The following is a 19,447-nucleotide window of genomic DNA, read 5'->3' as shown; positions in this document are numbered from 1 at the left end:
TATCGCCTCAAAAGAATTAAATCTGAGCTTTAATCATTGTTTGCCACCGAAGTCAAGGATAAGTAGCCTGTAGACAATCGCTCAAAGCGGGAAGTTAACAGACATCACCGCTATCTGTTCAATGTGGACGCTCTTGAGGCATTGTTTGGTACAGCACCTGATAATCCAAAATCCTTTTTAGCGGTAGCAATCGCGAGACAACAGAATTGTTTCAAATTACAATAGCAGATTTGGCAGCACAAATAGCTGTGAGGAAAGCTAGTACAACTCAATCAGCCGAAAATTATCTTGATGGATGAGGCAACTAGTTCTCAAAACATTAAAAATTGTGGTTGAGGTCTAAGCAGTGAAAAACCGCTAAGGAGTGTAAAAATCAAATTTATCGACACATACATCAAAACTCTTGTTAAAATCCAAATAATTTTCAGTTAAGATTCATACCCAACTCCTATGAGAGAAACTGTCCTAGAGGTTCGCAATCTCCAAGTTGAATTTCCCGGTGATGGCAATCACGTCAGAGCTTTGGATGGTATTTCCTTTGGGCTGCATCGAGGTGAAACTCTAGGAATAGTAGGAGAATCGGGGAGTGGTAAATCAGTGACAGCCCTAGCTGTGATGAGTTTGTTGCAAACTCCCGGTATAGTGACTGGCGGTGAAATCTGGTTTCGTCCGCAAGAGAATGCTAACCCCATCGATTTAGTAACATTGCCTCCTGAGCAAATGCAGTTACACCGGGGTGGCGACATCGCGATGATTTTTCAAGAACCGATGAGTTCGCTTAATCCGGTTTATAACATCGGGTTTCAGCTAACAGAAGCAATTATGCGGCATCAAAATGTCTCAGCTGCCCAAGCACGACAAATTGCGATCGCAGGTCTGCAAGAGGTTAAACTTCTACCTAGCGATGAGGAGATTCAGCAGCAGTTTATCGATTGGCATCAAACCAACAGCAATTCATCGAAACCAGAACCATCAAAGTTAGCACAATTGGTTAAAGAACACAAAGAAGCCATGCTGGAACGCTACCCTCATGAACTTTCTGGGGGTCAGTTGCAACGAGTGATGATTGCAATGGCAATTTCTTGCAACCCATTAATCTTAATTGCTGATGAACCAACCACAGCTTTAGATGTGACGGTACAAGCGACTATTTTGGAGTTAATGCGGGAATTGCAGCAAAGCCGTGATATGGCAATGATTTTCATCACCCACGACTTGGGACTAATTTCAGAAATTGCTGACCAAGTAGCGGTAATGTATAAAGGCAAAGTTCTTGAATCTGGTACTTCTGAGCAAATTTTCAGCAATCCCCAGCATCCATATACTAAAGGCTTGATAGCTTGTCGCCCCACACTCAACCGTCGTCCCCAAAAATTACTTACCGTTTCTGACTATATGAGTGCAGAAGAGACGCCAACGGGACAAGTAATAATTCAGCCAAAAGAACCCGCACAACCTATAGAAGTGACTACTGAAGAGATTGCTGCAAGATTGGCAAACTTCAATGAGAAGGAACCCCTGTTGCAAATCCGCAACCTGAAAGTTGGTTTTCCAGTGCGCGGGGTGTTTGGTGGGACAAAACGCTACACTATGGCAGTTAATGGCGTTTCTTTTGATGTCAAACCAGGAGAAACAGTAGGTTTGGTAGGAGAATCCGGTTGCGGCAAAACTACCCTTGGTAGAACCTTGCTGCGCTTAATTGAACCGATGAGTGGTCAGATTTTCTTTGAGAAACAAGATATTACTAGTCTCAAAGGAGAACGGTTGCAAAAACTGCGGCGGGAAATGCAAATAGTCTTCCAAAATCCTTTTAGTTCCCTCGATCCCCGAATGAAGGTTGGGGACGCGGTGATGGAACCGTTGTTAATTCACGCTGTGGGTAAGACAAAACAACAACGACGCCAACGGGTAATCGAACTCTTAGAACGGGTGGGGTTGAGTGCAGATGCAATTAACCGCTATCCTCATCAGTTTTCTGGCGGTCAACGCCAACGGATTTGCATAGCCCGTTCATTGGCGTTAAATCCTAAGTTTATCATCTGCGATGAATCAGTTTCAGCTTTAGATGTTTCAGTACAGGCGCAGGTATTAAATCTTCTCAAAGAATTACAGTCAGACTTTCAGCTTACCTATATTTTTATTTCTCACGATTTAAGTGTGGTGAAATTTATGAGCGATCGCATTTTAGTCATGAATCGTGGTCAAATTGTTGAAGAAGGCACAGCCGAAAGCATTTACCAACAACCTAAAGAGGAATACACGCAAAAATTAATTGCTGCGATTCCCACTGGTAGTGCTGAACGGATGCGAAGTCGTCATCAGAAAGCATTATAGAAATAGAATTCAGGAGTCACTCGCTTTGCTCGAATTCTTTTTTAACAGATATTTATGCAAACAAAGTTAATTACATCTGCAAGTCCAGACTGAGTTTTTAAATTAGTAAAAATAAAAGGTTTATCGCCGCGCATTTTTTTAGTATCTTGTTCCATCACACTTAAATCTGCACCAACATAAGGTGCTAGGTCAGTTTTGTTAATCACCAACAAATCAGATTTAGTAATACCGGGGCCGCCTTTGCGAGGAATTTTATCGCCAGCCGCAACATCGATGACGTAAATCGTTAAATCTACCAATTCTGGACTAAAGGTAGCAGCTAAATTATCACCGCCACTTTCCAAAAATACCAAATCCAAATCAACAAAACGTTCCTCTAACTGTTCAATTGCCGCCAAATTCATCGAAGCATCTTCGCGGATGGCAGTATGGGGACAACCACCAGTTTCTACACCCAAAATGCGATCGCTTGCCAACGCCTGAGAACGCACTAAAAACTGAGCATCCTCCTGAGTATAAATATCATTCGTCACTACCGCAATCTGATACTGCTCGCGCAATTTTTTACATAAAGCATCCACCAAAGCCGTCTTCCCCGAACCCACTGGCCCAGCAACCCCTACTCGAAATGCATTCATTGTCATTTGTGATTTGTCCTTTGTCCTTTGTCATTTGTCAGTTATCACTTTTTCTTGGTACATGGTAATTAGTTCTTAGTTTTTGACTTTTGACTTTTGATTTTTGACTTCCCCAAAGGGGCGTGACCAATGACTAACTCCTAAATAACCTTGTATACTGCGTTTCATGCTGCATACTCGCTAGCGACAAACCCCAACTACAACAGGCGAGTTGATCGTCCTCCAAAGCGAGAATTTCCAATGTCGCAGCACTGAGTAATGGTTGCAAATCTAGTAATAACTGCTGTCCTGCTGTTTGTCCAAGAGGGATAAGTTTCACGCCAGCAGTAATCAAATTACTTGCCCAACTATGCAGATATGCGAGTAATGCGGCTTGGATGCTGATTTGCCAATGGGCAACGGCAATGCCAAAAGCGATCGCATAATTGCAAGGATTCCCGACAACATTAGCAATAGGTATAATCTGCGGTTCTAGTTTACCAAGTAATTGGATCAGCGATCGCCCCATCTGCCAACTAGAGGCGCGTAACTCTTCTGTTTCCCTAGCAGCTGATAACCACAGATTCCAACGGCATAGGGACTCAACATCACCTGTTTTTACAGCTTGCTGCGATCGTACCATCACCGCCGCTTCTAACCTAATTGCCCCATAAAGTAACTCTGCTTTTAACCAATCTTTGAGATATGTGTGGTTAGCGATCGTACCATTTTCCACCAGCATTTCCAAACCTTCAGAATAGCTGTATGCTCCCACAGGCAAAGCGGGGCTAGCTAGCTGCAAAATACTCAAAAGATGGCTATCAGTGAGCATGATTGTGTTGTCCATAAGCTCCCAATTCTGGCTGAAAGGGTAAAATTTCCTCTTTAACTTCTAACCCCAATTGTTCCAACATCTGGTGTAAAACCGAATCTGAGGACAAGCGTAAATAAGTCGGAGTAATTTCTACAGGTACGTGGCGATTTCCCAGATGGTATGCAGCCCGTAATAATAAAAGTGGTGTTTGGGCAAAGGCAGTCAGCACTAGTTCTGGTTTGGCAGTAATTCTGATTAAATTGCTGTGGGTTTCTTCTTGCAGAATATCGCCATCGTGTAAGACAGTCCCTCTGGGTAAATGTAAAAACACAACTTTACCATCTTCAGTTTCAAAGCGATGACGACTGCGGGTACGTTCTTCTGCTGTCAGCGCCAAAGTAAAAGTAACAGCAGCATCGTTATTAAATGGTTTAAGTTGGGTGAATGTCAGCATACAGAGTTTAGCCTGAACTTTTGCTTTTCATTATGGTTCTAATTTAAACACCATAGCTCCCTTGTCCGAAGGAAAGATAAAAAAGGCGACCCAATAATTGAACCACAAGGATTGTATCGATTGCCCAATGGGCAATTAATTTTGAGTCGAAGTTATTCAAAATAAATATTGCACATATCGGAAAAATCGCATACACAGTTTTCTGCAAAATGCTATGCACTATCATGCGATCGCACCAGACAAAATCATGCAACGATATTTGCATAAAAAGTGAATGCATTGTCTAGTCGTTTACTTGATCGGGGATTTTATTTTAATTTATCCAAGGTAAATTATTTATGAATCAAGCACATCATCCTCAAAAAGCCAGTATTAAAAGTATTCTTTGTTTATGCCTAATATCCACTGCATTCAGCCAAGCTTCGCCAGCCCAGGCACAAATTACACCTGATAACACCTTGGGTGCAGAAGCTTCTCAACTGAATCAAAATCTAACCATTAATGGCGCACTAGGCGACAAAATTGACGGTGGTGCAAGACGCGGCAGCAATCTTTTTCATAGTTTTAGCGAGTTTAATATCCAGGATGGGCAACAAGTATATTTTGCCAATCCCAGTGGAATAGAAAATATATTGACGCGGGTAACAGGTGGAAATGCATCGAATATTTTCGGGACATTGGGAGTTACTGGTGCAGCAAATTTGTTTTTGATTAATCCCAATGGAATTTTATTTGGACAGAATGCGCGGTTAGATGTGCAAGGGAGTTTTGTCGGGACAACAGCCAATGGAGTGCAGTTTGGCAATCAAGGTATTTTCAGTGCCACCAATCCCAAAGCACCAGCATTGTTGACGATTCAACCCTCGGCGTTGTGGTTTAATCAGCTTAATCAAGGTGCAGCAATTCAAAATAACTCAATTGCACGAGCCGGAACAGACCCAGCAGGGTTTAATGTATATGGTTTACGAGTAGCTGATGGTAAAAGTTTGCTGCTAGTAGGCGGTAATGTCAGCATGGATGGTGGCGAGTTAAATGCATATGGTGGGAGAGTTGAATTAGGGGGGTTAGCAGCACCTGGAAATGTCAATCTTCTTTTTAATGGCGATAATCTCAGCTTGAAATTTCCTCTTAATGTGACTCGTGCTTCGGTATCACTTACCAATGAAGCGCGTGTGTATGTAGAAGCTGCTGGTGGCGGTGATATTGCGGTTAATGCGCGCAACATAAATATTTTGAGAGGGAGTCAGCTTTCTGCTGGTATCGCTGAAGGTTTGGGTCAACCAGAGGCGACTGCGGGGGATATTACGCTTAATGCTACGGGGGACATCAAAGTTGCTGACTCCGGGAGTGGGATTAACAATCTTGTGCGTGAAGATTCAAAAGGCAATGGCGGTAATATTTTCATAGATTCTGGTTCATTCTCTCTAAGTGATGGCGCTCAACTTATTGCCTCAACTTATGGACAAGGAAATGCAGGGAATGTGACAGTGCGTGCCAAAAATGCTGTTGACCTTGCAGATAATGCTGGCATCTTCAGTGCAGTAGAAGCAGGAGGTGTAGGTAAAGGAGGCAATATCGACATCAATGCAGCAACACTGTCACTCACTGATGACGCTCAACTGCTAACTATTACTCGTGGTGCATCTGCTACCCAACCAGCAGGACGGGGGGATGCAGGCAATGTCAATGTTAAAGTAACAGGTGCTGTTGATATTGCTGGGAAGAAAAACGGTTTTCCCAGTGGAATTTTCAGCTTGGTGGACACAGGAACAGTTGGGAATGGGGGTAACATTTTTATTGATTCTGGTGACTTCTCTCTAAGTGATGGCGCTCAACTTAGTGCTTCAACTTCTGGAGTGGGGAATGCAGGGAATGTAACGGTGCGTGCAAAAGATGCTATTTCCCTTGCAGGTAATGCTTACATTTTCAGCACCGTGTCAGCAGGAGGCGTAGGTAAAGGAGGCAATATCGACATCAATGCTACAACACTGTCACTCACTGATGGCGCTCAACTGCTAACTGCTACTCGTGAAGCATCTGCTACCCAACCAGCAGGACGGGGGGATGCAGGCAATGTCAATGTTTTGGTAATAGGTGCTGTTGATATTGCTGGGGAGAAAAACGGTTTTCCCAGTGTGATTTTCAGCTTGGTGGACACAGGAACAGTTGGGAATGGGGGTAACATTTTTATCGATTCTGGTGACTTCTCTCTAAGTGATGGCGCTCTACTTAATGCTTCAACTTTTGGACAGGGGAATGCAGGGAATGTAACGGTACGTGCAAAAGATGCTATTTCCCTTGCAAATGCTAACATTTTCAGCACCGTGTCAGCAGGAGGCGTAGGTAAAGGAGGCAATATCTACATTAATGCAGCAACACTGTCACTCACTGATGGCGCTCAACTGCTAACCGCTACTCGTGATGCATTTGGGAACCAACCAGCAGGACGGGGGGATGCAGGCAATGTCAATGTTAAAGTAACAGGTGCTGTTGATATTGCTGGGGAGAAAAACGATTTCAAGAGTGGGATTCGCAGCAATGTGGACATAGGAACAGTTGGCAATGGGGGTAACATTTTTATCGATTCTGGTTCATTCTCTCTAAGTGATGGCGCTCGACTTATTGCCTCAACTTCTGGAGTGGGGAATGCAGGGAATGTGACAGTAGGTGCAAAAAATGCTATTTCCCTTGCAAATAGTGACATCCTCAGTGCAGTAGAAGCAGGAGGTGTAGGTAAAGGAGGCAATATCGACATCAATGCTACAACACTGTCACTCACTGATGGCGGTCAACTGCTAACTGCTACTCGTGATGCATTTGGGAACCAACCAGCAGGACGGGGGGATGCAGGCAATGTCAATGTTAAAGTAACAGGTGCTGTTGATATTGCTGGGGAGAAAAACGATTTCAAGAGTGGGATTCGCAGCAATGTGGACATAGGAACAGTTGGCAATGGGGGTAACATTTTTATCGATTCTGGTTCATTCTCTCTAAGTGATGGCGCTCAACTTGAAGCCTCAACTTCTGGAGTGGGGAATGCAGGGAATGTAACGGTACGTGCAAAAGATGCTATTTCCCTTGCAAATGCTAACATTTTCAGCACCGTAGAAGCAGGAGGCGTAGGTAAAGGAGGCAATATCGACATCAATGCTACAACACTGTCACTCACTGATGGCGCTCAACTGCTAACTGCTACTCGTGAAGCATCTGCTACCCAACCAGCAGGGCAGGGGGATGCTGGCAATGTCAATGTTAAAGTAACAGGTGCTGTCGATATTGTTGGGGAGAAAAACAGTTTTGAGAGTCAGATTGGCAGCAATGTGGACATAGGAACAGTTGGGAATGGGGGTAACATTTTTATCGATTCTGGTGACTTCTCTCTAAGTGATGGCGCTCTACTTGTTGCCTCAACTTTGGGACAGGGAAATGCGGGGAATATTCGCATCAATGCAAAAGACACAGTAACTGTTTCTGGAACTAGTCAAGAGACAGGATTATTTAGTGCTTTATTCACATCTACTTATTCTAATTTTCAAGGCAAAGGTGGCGATATTAACGTAAACACCAATATCTTTCGCGTATCAGACGGCGCTTTAGTGGATGCACGCACTAGAAATAATCAAAAGGGTGGCGATATTACGGTAAATGCAAATGTCTTTGAAGCAATCAATGGCGGACAACTCACCACCACTACCTCAAGCAATGGACGTGCAGGTAAAATTGTAGTCAATGCTACAGACAAAGTAATTGTTAACGGTATTGACTCTAATTACAATAACCGTATTACTAAAGTTCCTAGCACAGTAGGAAATATCGGTGCTAACAGTGGCTTATTTGTCAGTTCCACAGGTTCAGGAATTACAGGCGACATCGAAATCAACTCACCCAAAATTACCTTAGATAACCAAGGTAAACTCAACGCTGAATCTGCATCCGGTAACGGTGGTAATATCAACGTCAACAGCGACTTACTCTTACTCCGTCATGGTGCTCAAATTTCCACCAGCGCAGGTACAGAAAAACTAGGTGGCGATGGCGGTAACATCAATCTCAACTCAAGATTTATCGTTGCCGTCCCTGGTGAAAATAGCGACATCACAGCCAACGCCTTTACAGGAAGTGGTGGAAATATCCAAATCAACTCCCAAGGTATTTTCGGTATCGAATCGCGTCCAAAACTAACCGAAAAAAGTGATATTACCGCCAGTTCGGAATTAGGCGTTTTGGGTGTAACAAATATCAATACACCCGATAACAGTTCTATTCAAAATAGCTTCACCGGATTATCACCAAACGTCATCGATACCAACGCACTCATTGCCAATAGCTGTATTTCACGCGGCACCAAGCGACAGGAAAACTCTTTTACAATTACAGGTTCTGGTGCTTTACGCAATAGTCCAGGGGATGTATTAATTTCCGCCTATATAACTGGTGATGTACGTAGTGTTGAACCAACATCACGTCCTTGGAAAAAAGGCGACCCAATAGTTGAACCACAAGGATTGTATCGATTGCCCAATGGGCAATTAATCTTAAGTCGAAGTTGTTCAAAATAAATATTGCACATATCGGAAGAATTGCGTACACAGTTTTCTGCAAAATGGGACGCACCATCATGCGATCGCACCATACAATTCATGCAAATTTATATGCAGAAATAGTGAATGCATTACTTAGTCATATCTCTTAATCTGAGTATTAAAGAAACGGTTAATCAATCGAAAAACAACCAAAACTATCATTGATTAACCGTTGCTGATAAAAATCTTGTAATTTTTATTCATTCAGATTGAGAGGTTTTTATGCTTTCCAAACTATTTCGCAACACACTTTTAGCAACAGCTTTGGCATTACCAATAGTGCCATTAACCAGCCAAAATGCTCTTGCAGACGAGCGCGATTTTTTAGTTTACAACAATAATGAGTTAGAAATCACTCAATTGTATGTATCCTCAACTAAATCTAAATATTGGGGTAGTAATATTCTCAATTCAGATATTGTTAACGGTTCATCTGACGCCGTTACCTTTGACAATAATAGTAATCATTGTACCTATGATGTCAAAGCTATTTATAGCGATGGTACTTATGATGTCATGCGTCAGGCCAATCTTTGCAGTACTTATGTAATAACTTTTTATGGTCATGGAGGCGACCATCAATAATCTTAGAGATTTCCAAATTGTTTCTTGATGATTTGCACTTTTATGCAATCATCAAGAAAACTATTATGGTATTTTAATTAAATAATAATATCCTGTTCCAGATTTCAGCCTGGAAACGCAATTTTAGAGAATCTACTAACATCATGTCTGCTTGATTAATTATTAATCTGGGCATGATATAACATCATGTCTGCTTTATTAATGATTAAACAGAAGTCGGATATTTGGGTATTTTATCTTCTCAGATACCCGGTAGTGACTTGCAAAAATTTAGAAACTATCTTTTACAAATTTTACATATCATATATAAACAATGGGTTCATACTTTCGGTTTCAAGAGCTTTTTTTCATATTACTTACTTGCATTAGCATCACTCCACTTGCAGTATTTGCACAATCGACACCCCCATCGGGAGTCACAATTCCTCCCGATACACCAGGGAAAGTTGAAGAAACTCTACCCCAACCATCACCTACCCCAACTCTTCCACCCACACCACCGACACCAACTGTCCCCATACTCCCATCACCCCCACAGGAAAATCTACCTGATACAGCTTTTCCTAGTGGTGAAGAGTTCTTTGTCAAAGAAATTCAAGTCATAGGCTATTCTGTTTTAAAAAATGAAATCATCAAGTTAAAACAACCTTTAGAAAATAAAAAAATTACATTTGAGCAGTTATTGCAACTGCGATCGCAAATTACTAAACTCTATGTTGATAATGGCTATATCACCAGTGGTGCATTTATTTCCAACAATCAAAATGTCGCTAGCGGTATCGTGCAAATCCAAATTGTGGAAGGCGAACTCGAAGGAATTTCCATTTTAGGGTTACAAAGATTGCAGCCTGGGTATGTGCGTTCCCGGATTGAACGGCTTGCAGGTAAGCCTTTAAATCAAAAAAGCCTCGAACAAGCGCTACAATTATTACAACTTGACCCAGTGATTCAACGAGTTAATGCTGAGTTAACCGCAGGTAGCACTCCCGGAAATAATATTTTACAGGTGACAATTACCGAATCACCACCCTTCCACCTTGGAGTTACCTTTGCAAATAACCAATCAACTAGCGTCGGCTCAGAACAAGGGAGTATTTTTCTTGCTCATGATAATTTATTAGGATTTGGGGATAAATTTAGTGCTGAATATGGTAGTAGCGAAGGTTTAGACATTTACGATATCAATTATTCTATTCCCTTTAACGCCTTAGATGGAACCATTGGTGTCCGCTACAGCAACAGCGCTAGCCGCATTATTGAAAGTGAATTTCGTGACTTAAATATCCGCAGCGAAGCCGAAACCCTTTCTTTTAACGTCCGTCAACCGCTAATCCATACGCCAAACAGAGAATTTGCTCTCTCGTTAGCATTCGATTTACGGCGCAGTCAAACCTACATCCTCAATGATATTCCCTTCTCCTTTACCGAAGGGCCCGAAGATGGGGAATCAAGAGTTACGGTAATCCGCTTTTCTCAAGATTGGTTACAACGTAATGCTAACAGTGTTCTAGCAGCGCGATCGCAATTTAGTTTTGGGATTGATGCAATTGACGCAACCGTTAACAATAGTGGTACCGATGGGCGTTTTTTCTCTTGGGTGGGACAATTTCAATGGGTACAACGGCTATCTCCCCGCATCTTGATGCTAGCTAAAGTCAACACTCAACTTACTCCTGATTCCTTACTGTCGTTGGAAAAAATTAGCATTGGGGGAGTTGATACAGTGCGCGGTTACGATCAAAATCAAATTGTTGCTGACAATGGGGTAGTTGGAGGTATGGAAGTTCGGATTCCCCTGTCCTCAAATGTGGAAACATTACAGCTAATCCCATTTTTTGACATCGGTACAGCTTGGAATAATCGCGGTATTAATGCCGACCTGCAAACCATTGCTAGCTTGGGGTTGGGCTTGAACTGGCAACCTTTTAACGGTTTGATATTGCGTGCAGACTATGGTATACCATTAGTTGGCACAAGCGATCGCGGTAGTTCACTGCAAGAGAATGGGTTTAATTTTTCAGTGCGCTATCAGCCTTTTTAATAAGTAGGTAGTAGTCTGTCAAGAAATAATTGACAAATAAATTTTCTGTAGAGACAGCGATTTATCGCGTCTGTGCAAACGTCAAAATGGGTTTGACAGACCAGTAGGCATAATTCAACATAAAATAAAATCCTAGTTTGTAGTGAGCGATTTATCGCTCTATCTATATATAGTGGTTCTCGTTCTGTGATGTATAAGATTTAGCCGATATTTTTGCCCACCAAACTCATTAACTGCTTATCCAGTTCGATGAGATAATCTCTACCGTAAGCTCCATTCTCTAAGCCTATGACAAGATAATGAGGAATATCTTGAGTAATTTCCTCGCTACAAGAACCAGCAGCGAGGGCAATCGTAGCTACTGTATCCACATCCCCAGTAAAAGCGATACAATCTTGTAAAAGTTCACTCATACTGTCATTTCGCATCACGGCAGTAATCGCTGCCCTGACACTCATCCAGCCTTTGGATTTTACTTTACCTTGGCACGGTTTATTCCACTCTCCAGATACATAACCTTCCAGAAACTCTCCTAATTTGCGTTTTGCTCCCAGTCGATAGATAAAATAATGTGACATTAAGGCAGCAGCAACGGCAGCATCGATCCCATTGGGTGTATTGTGAGTAATTGCCGCTTGAATTGTTACCGCCTTAATGACTTTTTCTGGTGTCGGATAGATGCCAAGGCTTAGCCTGCCGTAGGCATCGCTAACTCTAGCAGCATAACGGGTGTTAACCTAAAAACGGACGCGCTAGAAAAAAGCTAGAAACTGATTTAGCATCTACCGCCTCTCCCTCCAGAATAGCTTTTTCTAATTCTTCAGGAGTCATAAACACAGTTTCGATGTCCTCGTCTTCATCTTGTAGTAGTGGTGTCTCCAGCTTTTCTAAATCTCGTGCCAGAAAAGCATAGATAATTTCATCAGAATAGCCAGGAGCTAGGAAAAATTCGCCTAACTTATCCCATTTTTGGGCACTGTAGCCAGTTTCTTCGGCAATTTCACGCTGTATTGTTTCTAAAGGATCTTCACTTCCTTCCACTGTCCCTGCCGGAAATTCTAATATCCGTCCCTGAATCGCAAAACGGTACTGGCGCACCAGTATAAGTTTACCTTCTGCTGTCACTGGTACAGCTAGGGCACCGCCAGGGTGACGAATACATTCCCATTCTCCTTCCGAGTTATTCGGCAAACGCAAGCGATTAACTTCAAAATCAAATTTGCGTCCTTTATGAAACAGGCGTTGTCTCAGCAGTTGTGGTAATTCTCTACCTAATGGCATAATAAAATCTGATTATCTCGTGAATACAGAGGCAAAATCAGTGTTCTTCTACTTTTAAGGATGGTAATTTTAATAGTCTATCCATAAATGTACATCAGAACAGTCTACCTTTTTCAGCAGCTCTTTAATAACACACCCGGAAACTGGTTCTATCCAATCTGGGGCAATTTCTGCCAGTGGGACTAACACAAAGGCCCGATCCCGCATTCGTGGATGGGGAATCTGGAGATTTGGTGTATCCAAAATAATGTCATCATATAATAACAAATCTAAATCTAGGGTTCGTGGTCCCCAGCGTTCCTGACGCACGCGCCCAAATTGTTGTTCAATTCCTAACAAAATTTCTAATAACTGCTGGGGAAGTATTTCTACCTGCAATGTGACGCAGCCATTGAGGTAATCTGGCTGTGGTGGCCCAACAGCTTTGGTTTGATACCAATGGGATCTGGCTTCTAAAACAATACCTGGCGTTTGGGCTAAAGTCTCTATAGCTGCTGATAAAATTGTCTGGGAATCGCCGATATTACTACCAAGAGCAACGGCGCTTCGTCTTAGCTCTGCTTCGTCGTAACTCGGTGTAGACATTATACTTTCCTGAAATAAGCCGTTTTCGGGCTGTCTTTGCGGATACTTGTCAATAGCTTTTATATTCCCAGTATTTATCAAAATTAAAGCTTTTTTACAAAACTAAATTAATCAAATTTAAAAAACATTGTTTGACAGTGAATTTAGTTAATTATTTATAGGATATTATACTAAACACAATGGTAATTAGATAACCCCAAAGTTGATTGATGGTGGTTATACAGTTACCACTTTGAGCGAGGAACTGACGTGGGGAAGCTTATCTCCTGGTTCAAGCGAAAACCAAGTAATTTGAGTGACTCTGGACAAGGAGGAACGAATGAGAGCTTACCACCAGCACATCTGGCGAAAAAGAGGCAGTTACTGAGCAAAATGAAAATTTTATCATCTAGGATGAAGACCAATCGGGCAACTGGCAAAAAACCACTCTATCGTCGCTTATGGTTTTGGGCAGGTCTAGGTATTGGTGGTGGGATAGTTGCTTCGATCTACGGGATCAGTTTAATAGATCGGACTTTGCCAGATAAGTCCGAGTTGAATGCAGTGTTTCGAGAGCAAACACTGACCATTAAAGCTGCTGATGGCACCATATTACAACAACAAGGTGAAGCGACCAGAGAACAGCTAAAGCTAGAACAAATACCAGATACTTTAAAAAAAGCTTTCATCGCCTCAGAAGATAGAAGATTTAGGCAACACAACGGAGTCGATCCGCAAGGGATTGTCAGAGCGGGTTTGAATAATTTGCGATCGCAAAACGTGGTAGAAGGTGGTAGCACCATCACCCAACAGCTAACGCGGATTCTGTTTTTGAAACAAGAACAGACAATCTGGCGCAAACTCAAAGAAGTCCGCTTAGCTCAAAAAATGGAGCAAGAATTAACCAAAGATCAGATTTTAGAGCGTTACCTAAATCTGGTTTATTTGGGAGGTGGAGCTTATGGTGTAGCAGATGCAGCCTGGGTATACTTTAGTAAGTCGCCAGATCAACTCTCCCTGGCCCAAATGGCAACGATTGCTGGATTAGCTCCTGCTCCAAGCTTATACGCCCCAGACAAAAATCCCGAAGCAGCAAAACGGCGGCGGGACTTGGTATTACTACGGATGCAGGAAGATGGAGTAATTACACCAGAGCAAAGACAGGCAGCAGTTCAGGAGCCATTAGCCCTCAAAAGCAGTTCACCCAAGCGAGTCCAAGTAGAATCACCCTATTTTACCAGCTACATCCAAAAAGAATTACCCAAGTATGTTTCTGCTAATGTGCTCAAAAGTGGGGGTCTAGTAGTAGAAACCACGCTCAACCCAAGTTGGCAAAAGGTGGCAGAAGAGGCAGTTGCGAAAACGTTGCGAAACCAAGGACGCTGGGAAAACTTTAAGCAAGCTGCAATGGTGGCCATTGACCCCCGCAGTGGTGAAATTAAGGCAATGGTTGGGGGAAAAGACTTTGGTAAAAATCAGTTTAATCGAGTTACCCAGGCACAACGGCAGCCAGGATCGACATTTAAAGGGTTTGTCTATGCCACTGCGATCGCTACCGGCAAAAGCCCTTACGATAGCTACGAAGATGCGCCTTTTGTCGTAGACGGCTATGAACCGAAAAACTATAGTGAAAACTTCCGGGGTTCAATGAACATCCGAGATGCCCTCACTCGCTCTGTTAATATTATTGCGGTCAAGGTGTTGATTGATGTAGGATTTACCCCAACAATTAAACTTGCCCATGATATGGGGATAACATCTGAACTCAAACCCACCTACTCCTTAGCACTCGGTTCAAATGAAGTCAATCTGCTAGAGTTGACTAGCGCTTATGGCAGTTTTGCTACTCAAGGATTGCACGCAGAACCTCATGGTATTACTCGCATTCTCAACCGCCAAGGCAAAGTCATCTGGTCAGCTAATTTCAAGTCAAAACGGGCCCTCGACGCTGACAGTGCCGCCATCATGACTTGGATGCTACGCAACGTCGTCGAAGCGGGAACTGGTGGTGCTGCCCAATTAGATAATAGACCAGTTGCAGGCAAAACCGGCACCTCCGACGAAGCCCGCGATTTATGGTTTATTGGCTACATTCCTCAGATGGTGACAGGGGTTTGGTTAGGTAACGATGACAACCACCCTACTGATGGCAGTAGTAGTAGTGCCGCTTACACTTGGCACGAATTTATGGAAAAAGCGGTAGAGGGGATGCCCATAGAAAAGTTTCCCAAACGACCTAAGTTAGAAGGTCGCAAAGGCACTATCAAAGCCCAATCCATCAAGCCCAAACAAGTGCTGAATCGTTCTATTGCCTCTGATGATGATGATGACTCAGAAGGGGAAAGAGCTAGAAATTCTAATTCTGAGGAAAGTCGTTCATCTAGAAGACGTAGAAGAAGCAGGAGCTATTCTCAAGAAGAACAGCAAGCAAGCGATTATACCCCAAGACGGAGAAGGCGCGATCGCAGCGAATCAAGTTCTAGTAACTCCTCCTCAAGATCATCTACCTCAGAATCATCTACTCCACGGCGACGAGCTAGAAGAGTAGAATCTGATTCTCCCCCACCTAGAAGAACTCGGCGAGAGTTGCCTCCCGCAAACAGTTCCGGTTCTTCAGGTTCTTCATCGTCACAACCATCTTGGCGGGATAGACTTAGACCTTCTCAACAGTAATGAAGTAATCAGAAGTGGGCATTGCTGATACTATGCACGACCACTATTTCAGATACTCATTTATGCTTTATTTTCTGATCGCTGTGTACAAACCTACACCCATCCGTGAGAGGTTAAGAGAATTGCACATTTGTCAAGAGGGTGCAGGAAAAGGAGATAAATCTAGCTTACAGAAATGATAAGTGATATAAGAATAGCTAGTTTTACCAACTTTGATTTCGATTAAACGTAAACTGAGAACTCCCTTTGAACAAATGGAATTAATCTCATACAGTTCCGAATTCCAGGCTAGTTTGGAAGATTTTTTGGAAATAATGTATTCGTACAGAGGATATAAATTTGATCCAACTGGCTTACAGTCAGATATAAGGAATATTGAAAATACATACCAAAGTCAAGGGGGAAATTTCTGGATTATGAGGGAAAATGCCGCAGTAATTGGAAGTATTGGATTAAAGATATTAAACAAAATAGATAAAATAGGAGAGATTAAAAGGTACTTTGTTTTACCTTCATATCAGAGTAAAGGAATAGGTACATTATTAATGGAACATTTATTATTGAATGCCAACAAAAACGAATTACATATATTAAGATTGGATACAATGAGAAAATCTATTGTAGCTAGGAAGATTTTTGAAAAATATGGATTTCAAGAAATTAATAAATATAATGACAATGAAATAGCCGAAATATTTATGGAACTCAAATTAAAAAAGTAAAAATTAAAAACAAAAAAAGAAGACCAACATAAGCCACTCGTGAAGGGTTAAATAAAAGTGTGTTTTGTTAATGAGCTAAAGTACTCAAAATTTTTGATTATCATTATTGTTAAAGTTTTGGCAGATTAAATGTAAAACAAAAAACTATTGTAACAACAGAATAATTTTGGAAAAACTAATTTTGAATCTTAGATAAATTCAATAATCAAACCAGGTAATAAAAGCGGCGTTGACTACCATGCCCAAAACTACAAAACGAAATTCTAACCATGCACAACGGCACAACACTCCTAGCATAAATAATGAAGCTATTTCTCAACAATTAGAAGCTTTATTAACTTCTGCCATTTTTGCTCAACAAAAATATTATAAGCAGTTAGGATTGCGAGATAGAGTTCTCAATTTGTCCCTCATGGTTGCGGTAGTATTAACACTGCTGTGGTGACAAGTTCCTTGGTGTACAAGAATTGACTCGATTATTAGCAAGGGAAGATTTATTATGGTGTCGTGCCACAAAAATTGCTTAGAAATCACTTTCAGAAAGATTTTTAGTATTTCCATCTGAGTTATTTGAGCGTGTATTTAAAGATTTAATACCTCAATTGCAACTCAATTGGTAGCAAAGGCTCAGACGACCGCTTCCAGATAGTATTAAGTTTGCCCTTAAGCATTTATGACCAGATTTGGATAGCTGATGGCTCTACATTAGAGGCTTTATTCCGCAAGCTCAAAAGCTTGGAAGACCTGAAAGCAGGTCAGTTAGCCGGAAAAATCTGTACAGTTATTGATTTGGTTACTCGTTTACCCATTGAAGTTTGGTTCCATACTAACCCAGCCGCCTCAGAAACTAATTTTGAAGTTCCATTACTGAATTTACTATCTGCTAAAACTCTGATTTTACTTGATAGAGGTTTTTATCATTTTCATTTTTTTCAACAACTTATTGACCAAGAAGTTCATTTTATTACTCGTTTAAAAGCTAAAGCGGCTATTAAGTATTTAAAAATTTTTAGTTATGACCACTTAGTTAAAGACCGATTAATTCAATTAGGAACTGTTCGTCGTGACGCACCAGTTCTCACTTTACGTTTAATCGAAATCAAAATTGGTAAAACTAGCTATTCTTACATTACTTCTGTCCTAGACCCACATATATTACCTCCCTACGCCGTCGCTGACTTATATGGACGAAGATGGAGAATTGAAGAAGCTTTTTACTCTGTTAAACGCTTATTAGGATTGTCTTATTTATGGACTGGCTCTGTTAATGGAATTAAATTACAAGTCTGGGCTACTTGGCTATTTTGAGAATTTGCAATAAGTCTTTCCCCTTGTCCCTCTACCTCTTTAGTCAACCAGACTCAATCTCAGAAGTCAAAAGATAAAAACGCCCAGTTAAAATCACTGCACCCATAAGTAACCCTAGTACTAAACCTAACCATAAACCTATAGCACCCCAGCCGAAAGTGAATGCTATTAGATAGCCACCACCTAGACCTACTCCCCAGTAAGCGAACATAGTAATGAACACTGGCATTTTGGTGTCTTTCAACCCGATTAAAGCACCAGCAGCAATAGTCTGAATAGAATAAAATATTTGAACTATTGCCCCCGCAGCGAGGAAAGAAGTTGCCGTTTTAACTATCTCGATATTATCTAGATTACTGGTGTCTAAATACATTGCCACAATATAGTTGGGAAACAGCCAAAAAATTAGTGCCACAATGCTTACAAAGGGAGTAACAAGCGCAATGCATATTAATCCCGCTCTGCTTGCACCCTTAAGATCATCTTGTCCCCTCAACTGTCCTACTCTCATCGTGACGGCATAGGAAATACCTATAGACACTGTTTCAACAAAACTTTCTGTCTCGACGGTAATTTCATGTGCTGCTAATGTCTCTGTTCCAAACCACCCCATCAGTAAAGCAGTAACAGTGAATACTCCAATTTCTGCTCCATACTGCAACCCCAAAAACCACCCAGTTTGGAAGATATCTAAAAATATATCTTTATCGAACTGATGCAAAGCACAATCAAGCTGATAGTCTTGAAAGTAGTTATCAAAGCAAATCCAACTGGCAGCAGCGATAAAATTCAGCCAAAAAATGAGTGCACTTCCCCAACTGATACCGGCTAAACCAAGGGCTGGTAAACCAAATTTACCGAACATTAGCACGTAATTAGCAACCGCATTTAATAATAGTCCAGCTACCGTAATTACTGTTAAGAATTGGGGGCGATTTAGGGCAGAGCTAACTTCTTTTAAGATACAAAAACCAAGTGCAGCCGGAAAACCCCAAACAATAGACCGCAAATATGTTTGAGCTAATAATACATTGCTTTCTTCTTGACCAGTTAGCAGTAGGATATAGTCAAAGTGCCAAATGATAAACATCACAGGTAAGCACATCGTCACAGCTAACCAAATTCCTTGACCAGTAGCACGGCTAACTTGATCTATTTTTCCTGCACCAAAAGCATTGGCAACACTCACACCCGCAGCTGAAAGAACAGAACGACAAACTGAAGCTAGGGTAGAAAAGGTAACAGCACCTAAAGCACCCGCAGCTAAAGCTTGGCTGTTAAGCAAGCCCATCATTACGCCATCCAATAAAGGAATGCCCGCTTCTAATATTTGAGTAATTACCAGAGGAACTGCCAACTGCAGGCAGGCTTGGACTTCTATAGCAGTTCCTGCTTGAGTGCAATACAGTATGGGATGATGGAGTATATCAACGTCTAAGTGCCTGTAGAATGAAACCTTACTCCTGTGATC

At 41.7% G+C, this 19,447-nt stretch carries 15 protein-coding genes; 8 read left to right on the top strand and 7 right to left on the bottom strand.

Translation table 11 applies throughout. The features are described from left to right. The first annotated feature begins 450 nt into the window (after positions 1-450). Positions 451-2,334 (top strand): ABC transporter ATP-binding protein, encoded by a 1,884-nt coding sequence (locus V7K89_RS15770; protein WP_335188616.1) that lies wholly within the window; start codon positions 451-453, stop codon positions 2,332-2,334. Between the two features lie 41 nt (positions 2,335-2,375). Here V7K89_RS15770 and ureG read toward each other — a convergent pair whose 3' ends face one another. The 3 genes from ureG to ureE form a co-directional block, all read right to left on the bottom strand. Beyond that, the gene (ureG, locus tag V7K89_RS15765; protein ID WP_335188686.1) at positions 2,376-2,972 is read right to left on the bottom strand and encodes an urease accessory protein UreG; all 597 of its coding nucleotides are present in this window, start codon (positions 2,970-2,972) and stop codon (positions 2,376-2,378) included. 133 nt (positions 2,973-3,105) lie between these two features. Next, on the bottom strand, positions 3,106-3,798 hold the full coding sequence (locus V7K89_RS15760; protein ID WP_335188614.1) for an urease accessory protein UreF: 693 nt from the start codon (positions 3,796-3,798) through the stop codon (positions 3,106-3,108). After that, a complete protein-coding gene (gene ureE / locus V7K89_RS15755; RefSeq protein WP_335188612.1) occupies positions 3,773-4,219 on the bottom strand; it encodes an urease accessory protein UreE in 447 nt (148 codons plus the stop codon). Before ureE ends, V7K89_RS15760 begins: the two co-directional genes overlap by 26 nt. A 338-nt stretch (positions 4,220-4,557) precedes the next feature. Between ureE and V7K89_RS15750 the strand changes: the two genes are divergently transcribed. The 3 genes from V7K89_RS15750 to V7K89_RS15740 all read left to right on the top strand — a co-directional run bounded on the left by V7K89_RS15750 (position 4,558) and on the right by V7K89_RS15740 (position 11,428). Further along, positions 4,558-8,778: a beta strand repeat-containing protein gene (locus V7K89_RS15750; protein ID WP_335188609.1), complete on the top strand. Its 4,221-nt coding sequence runs from the start codon at positions 4,558-4,560 to the stop codon at positions 8,776-8,778. A 246-nt stretch (positions 8,779-9,024) separates the two neighbouring features. Next, a complete protein-coding gene (locus V7K89_RS15745; protein ID WP_335188607.1) occupies positions 9,025-9,387 on the top strand; it encodes a hypothetical protein in 363 nt (120 codons plus the stop codon). A gap of 313 nt (positions 9,388-9,700) precedes the next feature. Beyond that, on the top strand, positions 9,701-11,428 hold the full coding sequence (locus tag V7K89_RS15740; protein ID WP_335188605.1) for a ShlB/FhaC/HecB family hemolysin secretion/activation protein: 1,728 nt from the start codon (positions 9,701-9,703) through the stop codon (positions 11,426-11,428). Between the two features lie 200 nt (positions 11,429-11,628). On the opposite strand, the gene V7K89_RS15735 is transcribed toward V7K89_RS15740, so the two are convergent. From V7K89_RS15735 to folK, 3 genes are all read right to left on the bottom strand, one after another. Next, positions 11,629-12,108 (bottom strand): ADP-ribosylglycohydrolase family protein, encoded by a 480-nt coding sequence (locus V7K89_RS15735; protein ID WP_335188684.1) that lies wholly within the window; start codon positions 12,106-12,108, stop codon positions 11,629-11,631. A gap of 52 nt (positions 12,109-12,160) precedes the next feature. After that, positions 12,161-12,709: an NUDIX hydrolase gene (locus V7K89_RS15730; RefSeq protein WP_335188603.1), complete on the bottom strand. Its 549-nt coding sequence runs from the start codon at positions 12,707-12,709 to the stop codon at positions 12,161-12,163. A gap of 69 nt (positions 12,710-12,778) precedes the next feature. Next, complete coding sequence (folK, locus tag V7K89_RS15725) at positions 12,779-13,294, bottom strand: 2-amino-4-hydroxy-6-hydroxymethyldihydropteridine diphosphokinase (RefSeq protein ID WP_335188601.1); 516 nt, start codon at positions 13,292-13,294, stop codon at positions 12,779-12,781. A 249-nt stretch (positions 13,295-13,543) separates the two neighbouring features. Here folK and V7K89_RS15720 point away from each other — a divergent pair, with 249 nt between their 5' ends. The 4 genes from V7K89_RS15720 to V7K89_RS15705 all read left to right on the top strand — a co-directional run bounded on the left by V7K89_RS15720 (position 13,544) and on the right by V7K89_RS15705 (position 17,976). Continuing rightward, positions 13,544-15,946, top strand: coding sequence for a transglycosylase domain-containing protein (locus V7K89_RS15720; RefSeq protein WP_442941677.1), 2,403 nt, complete (start codon positions 13,544-13,546; stop codon positions 15,944-15,946). Positions 15,947-16,200: 254 nt separating this feature from the next. Continuing rightward, positions 16,201-16,668 (top strand): GNAT family N-acetyltransferase, encoded by a 468-nt coding sequence (locus V7K89_RS15715; RefSeq protein ID WP_335188599.1) that lies wholly within the window; start codon positions 16,201-16,203, stop codon positions 16,666-16,668. A 238-nt stretch (positions 16,669-16,906) separates the two neighbouring features. Next, a complete protein-coding gene (locus V7K89_RS15710) occupies positions 16,907-17,113 on the top strand; it encodes a hypothetical protein (protein WP_335188597.1) in 207 nt (68 codons plus the stop codon). Between the two features lie 212 nt (positions 17,114-17,325). Further along, entirely contained in the window at positions 17,326-17,976 is a 651-nt protein-coding gene (locus V7K89_RS15705) for an IS4 family transposase (protein WP_335188596.1), read from the top strand. A 43-nt stretch (positions 17,977-18,019) separates the two neighbouring features. Here the strand turns inward: V7K89_RS15705 and V7K89_RS15700 are convergent. Next, positions 18,020-19,447 (bottom strand): MATE family efflux transporter (locus V7K89_RS15700; RefSeq protein ID WP_335188595.1); only part of this gene is annotated, 1,428 nt, incomplete at its 5' end.

It is taken from the genome of Nostoc sp., assembly GCF_036917515.1.
Classification (GTDB): Bacteria; Cyanobacteriota; Cyanobacteriia; order Cyanobacteriales; family Nostocaceae; genus Nostoc.
This window is presented reverse-complemented; position numbering and strand designations above follow the sequence as displayed.

What these genes read in the sequence shown, in the direction of transcription:
- V7K89_RS15770 (WP_335188616.1), top strand. Translation starts at nt 451, where the DNA reads ATGAGAGAAACTGTCCTAGAGGTTCGCAATCTCCAAGTTGAATTTCCC.
- ureG (WP_335188686.1), bottom strand. Translation starts at nt 2,972, where the DNA reads ATGAATGCATTTCGAGTAGGGGTTGCTGGGCCAGTGGGTTCGGGGAAG.
- V7K89_RS15760 (WP_335188614.1), bottom strand. Translation starts at nt 3,798, where the DNA reads ATGGACAACACAATCATGCTCACTGATAGCCATCTTTTGAGTATTTTG.
- ureE (WP_335188612.1), bottom strand. Translation starts at nt 4,219, where the DNA reads ATGCTGACATTCACCCAACTTAAACCATTTAATAACGATGCTGCTGTT.
- V7K89_RS15750 (WP_335188609.1), top strand. Translation starts at nt 4,558, where the DNA reads ATGAATCAAGCACATCATCCTCAAAAAGCCAGTATTAAAAGTATTCTT.
- V7K89_RS15745 (WP_335188607.1), top strand. Translation starts at nt 9,025, where the DNA reads ATGCTTTCCAAACTATTTCGCAACACACTTTTAGCAACAGCTTTGGCA.
- V7K89_RS15740 (WP_335188605.1), top strand. Translation starts at nt 9,701, where the DNA reads ATGGGTTCATACTTTCGGTTTCAAGAGCTTTTTTTCATATTACTTACT.
- V7K89_RS15730 (WP_335188603.1), bottom strand. Translation starts at nt 12,709, where the DNA reads ATGCCATTAGGTAGAGAATTACCACAACTGCTGAGACAACGCCTGTTT.
- folK (WP_335188601.1), bottom strand. Translation starts at nt 13,294, where the DNA reads ATGTCTACACCGAGTTACGACGAAGCAGAGCTAAGACGAAGCGCCGTT.
- V7K89_RS15715 (WP_335188599.1), top strand. Translation starts at nt 16,201, where the DNA reads ATGGAATTAATCTCATACAGTTCCGAATTCCAGGCTAGTTTGGAAGAT.
- V7K89_RS15710 (WP_335188597.1), top strand. Translation starts at nt 16,907, where the DNA reads ATGCCCAAAACTACAAAACGAAATTCTAACCATGCACAACGGCACAAC.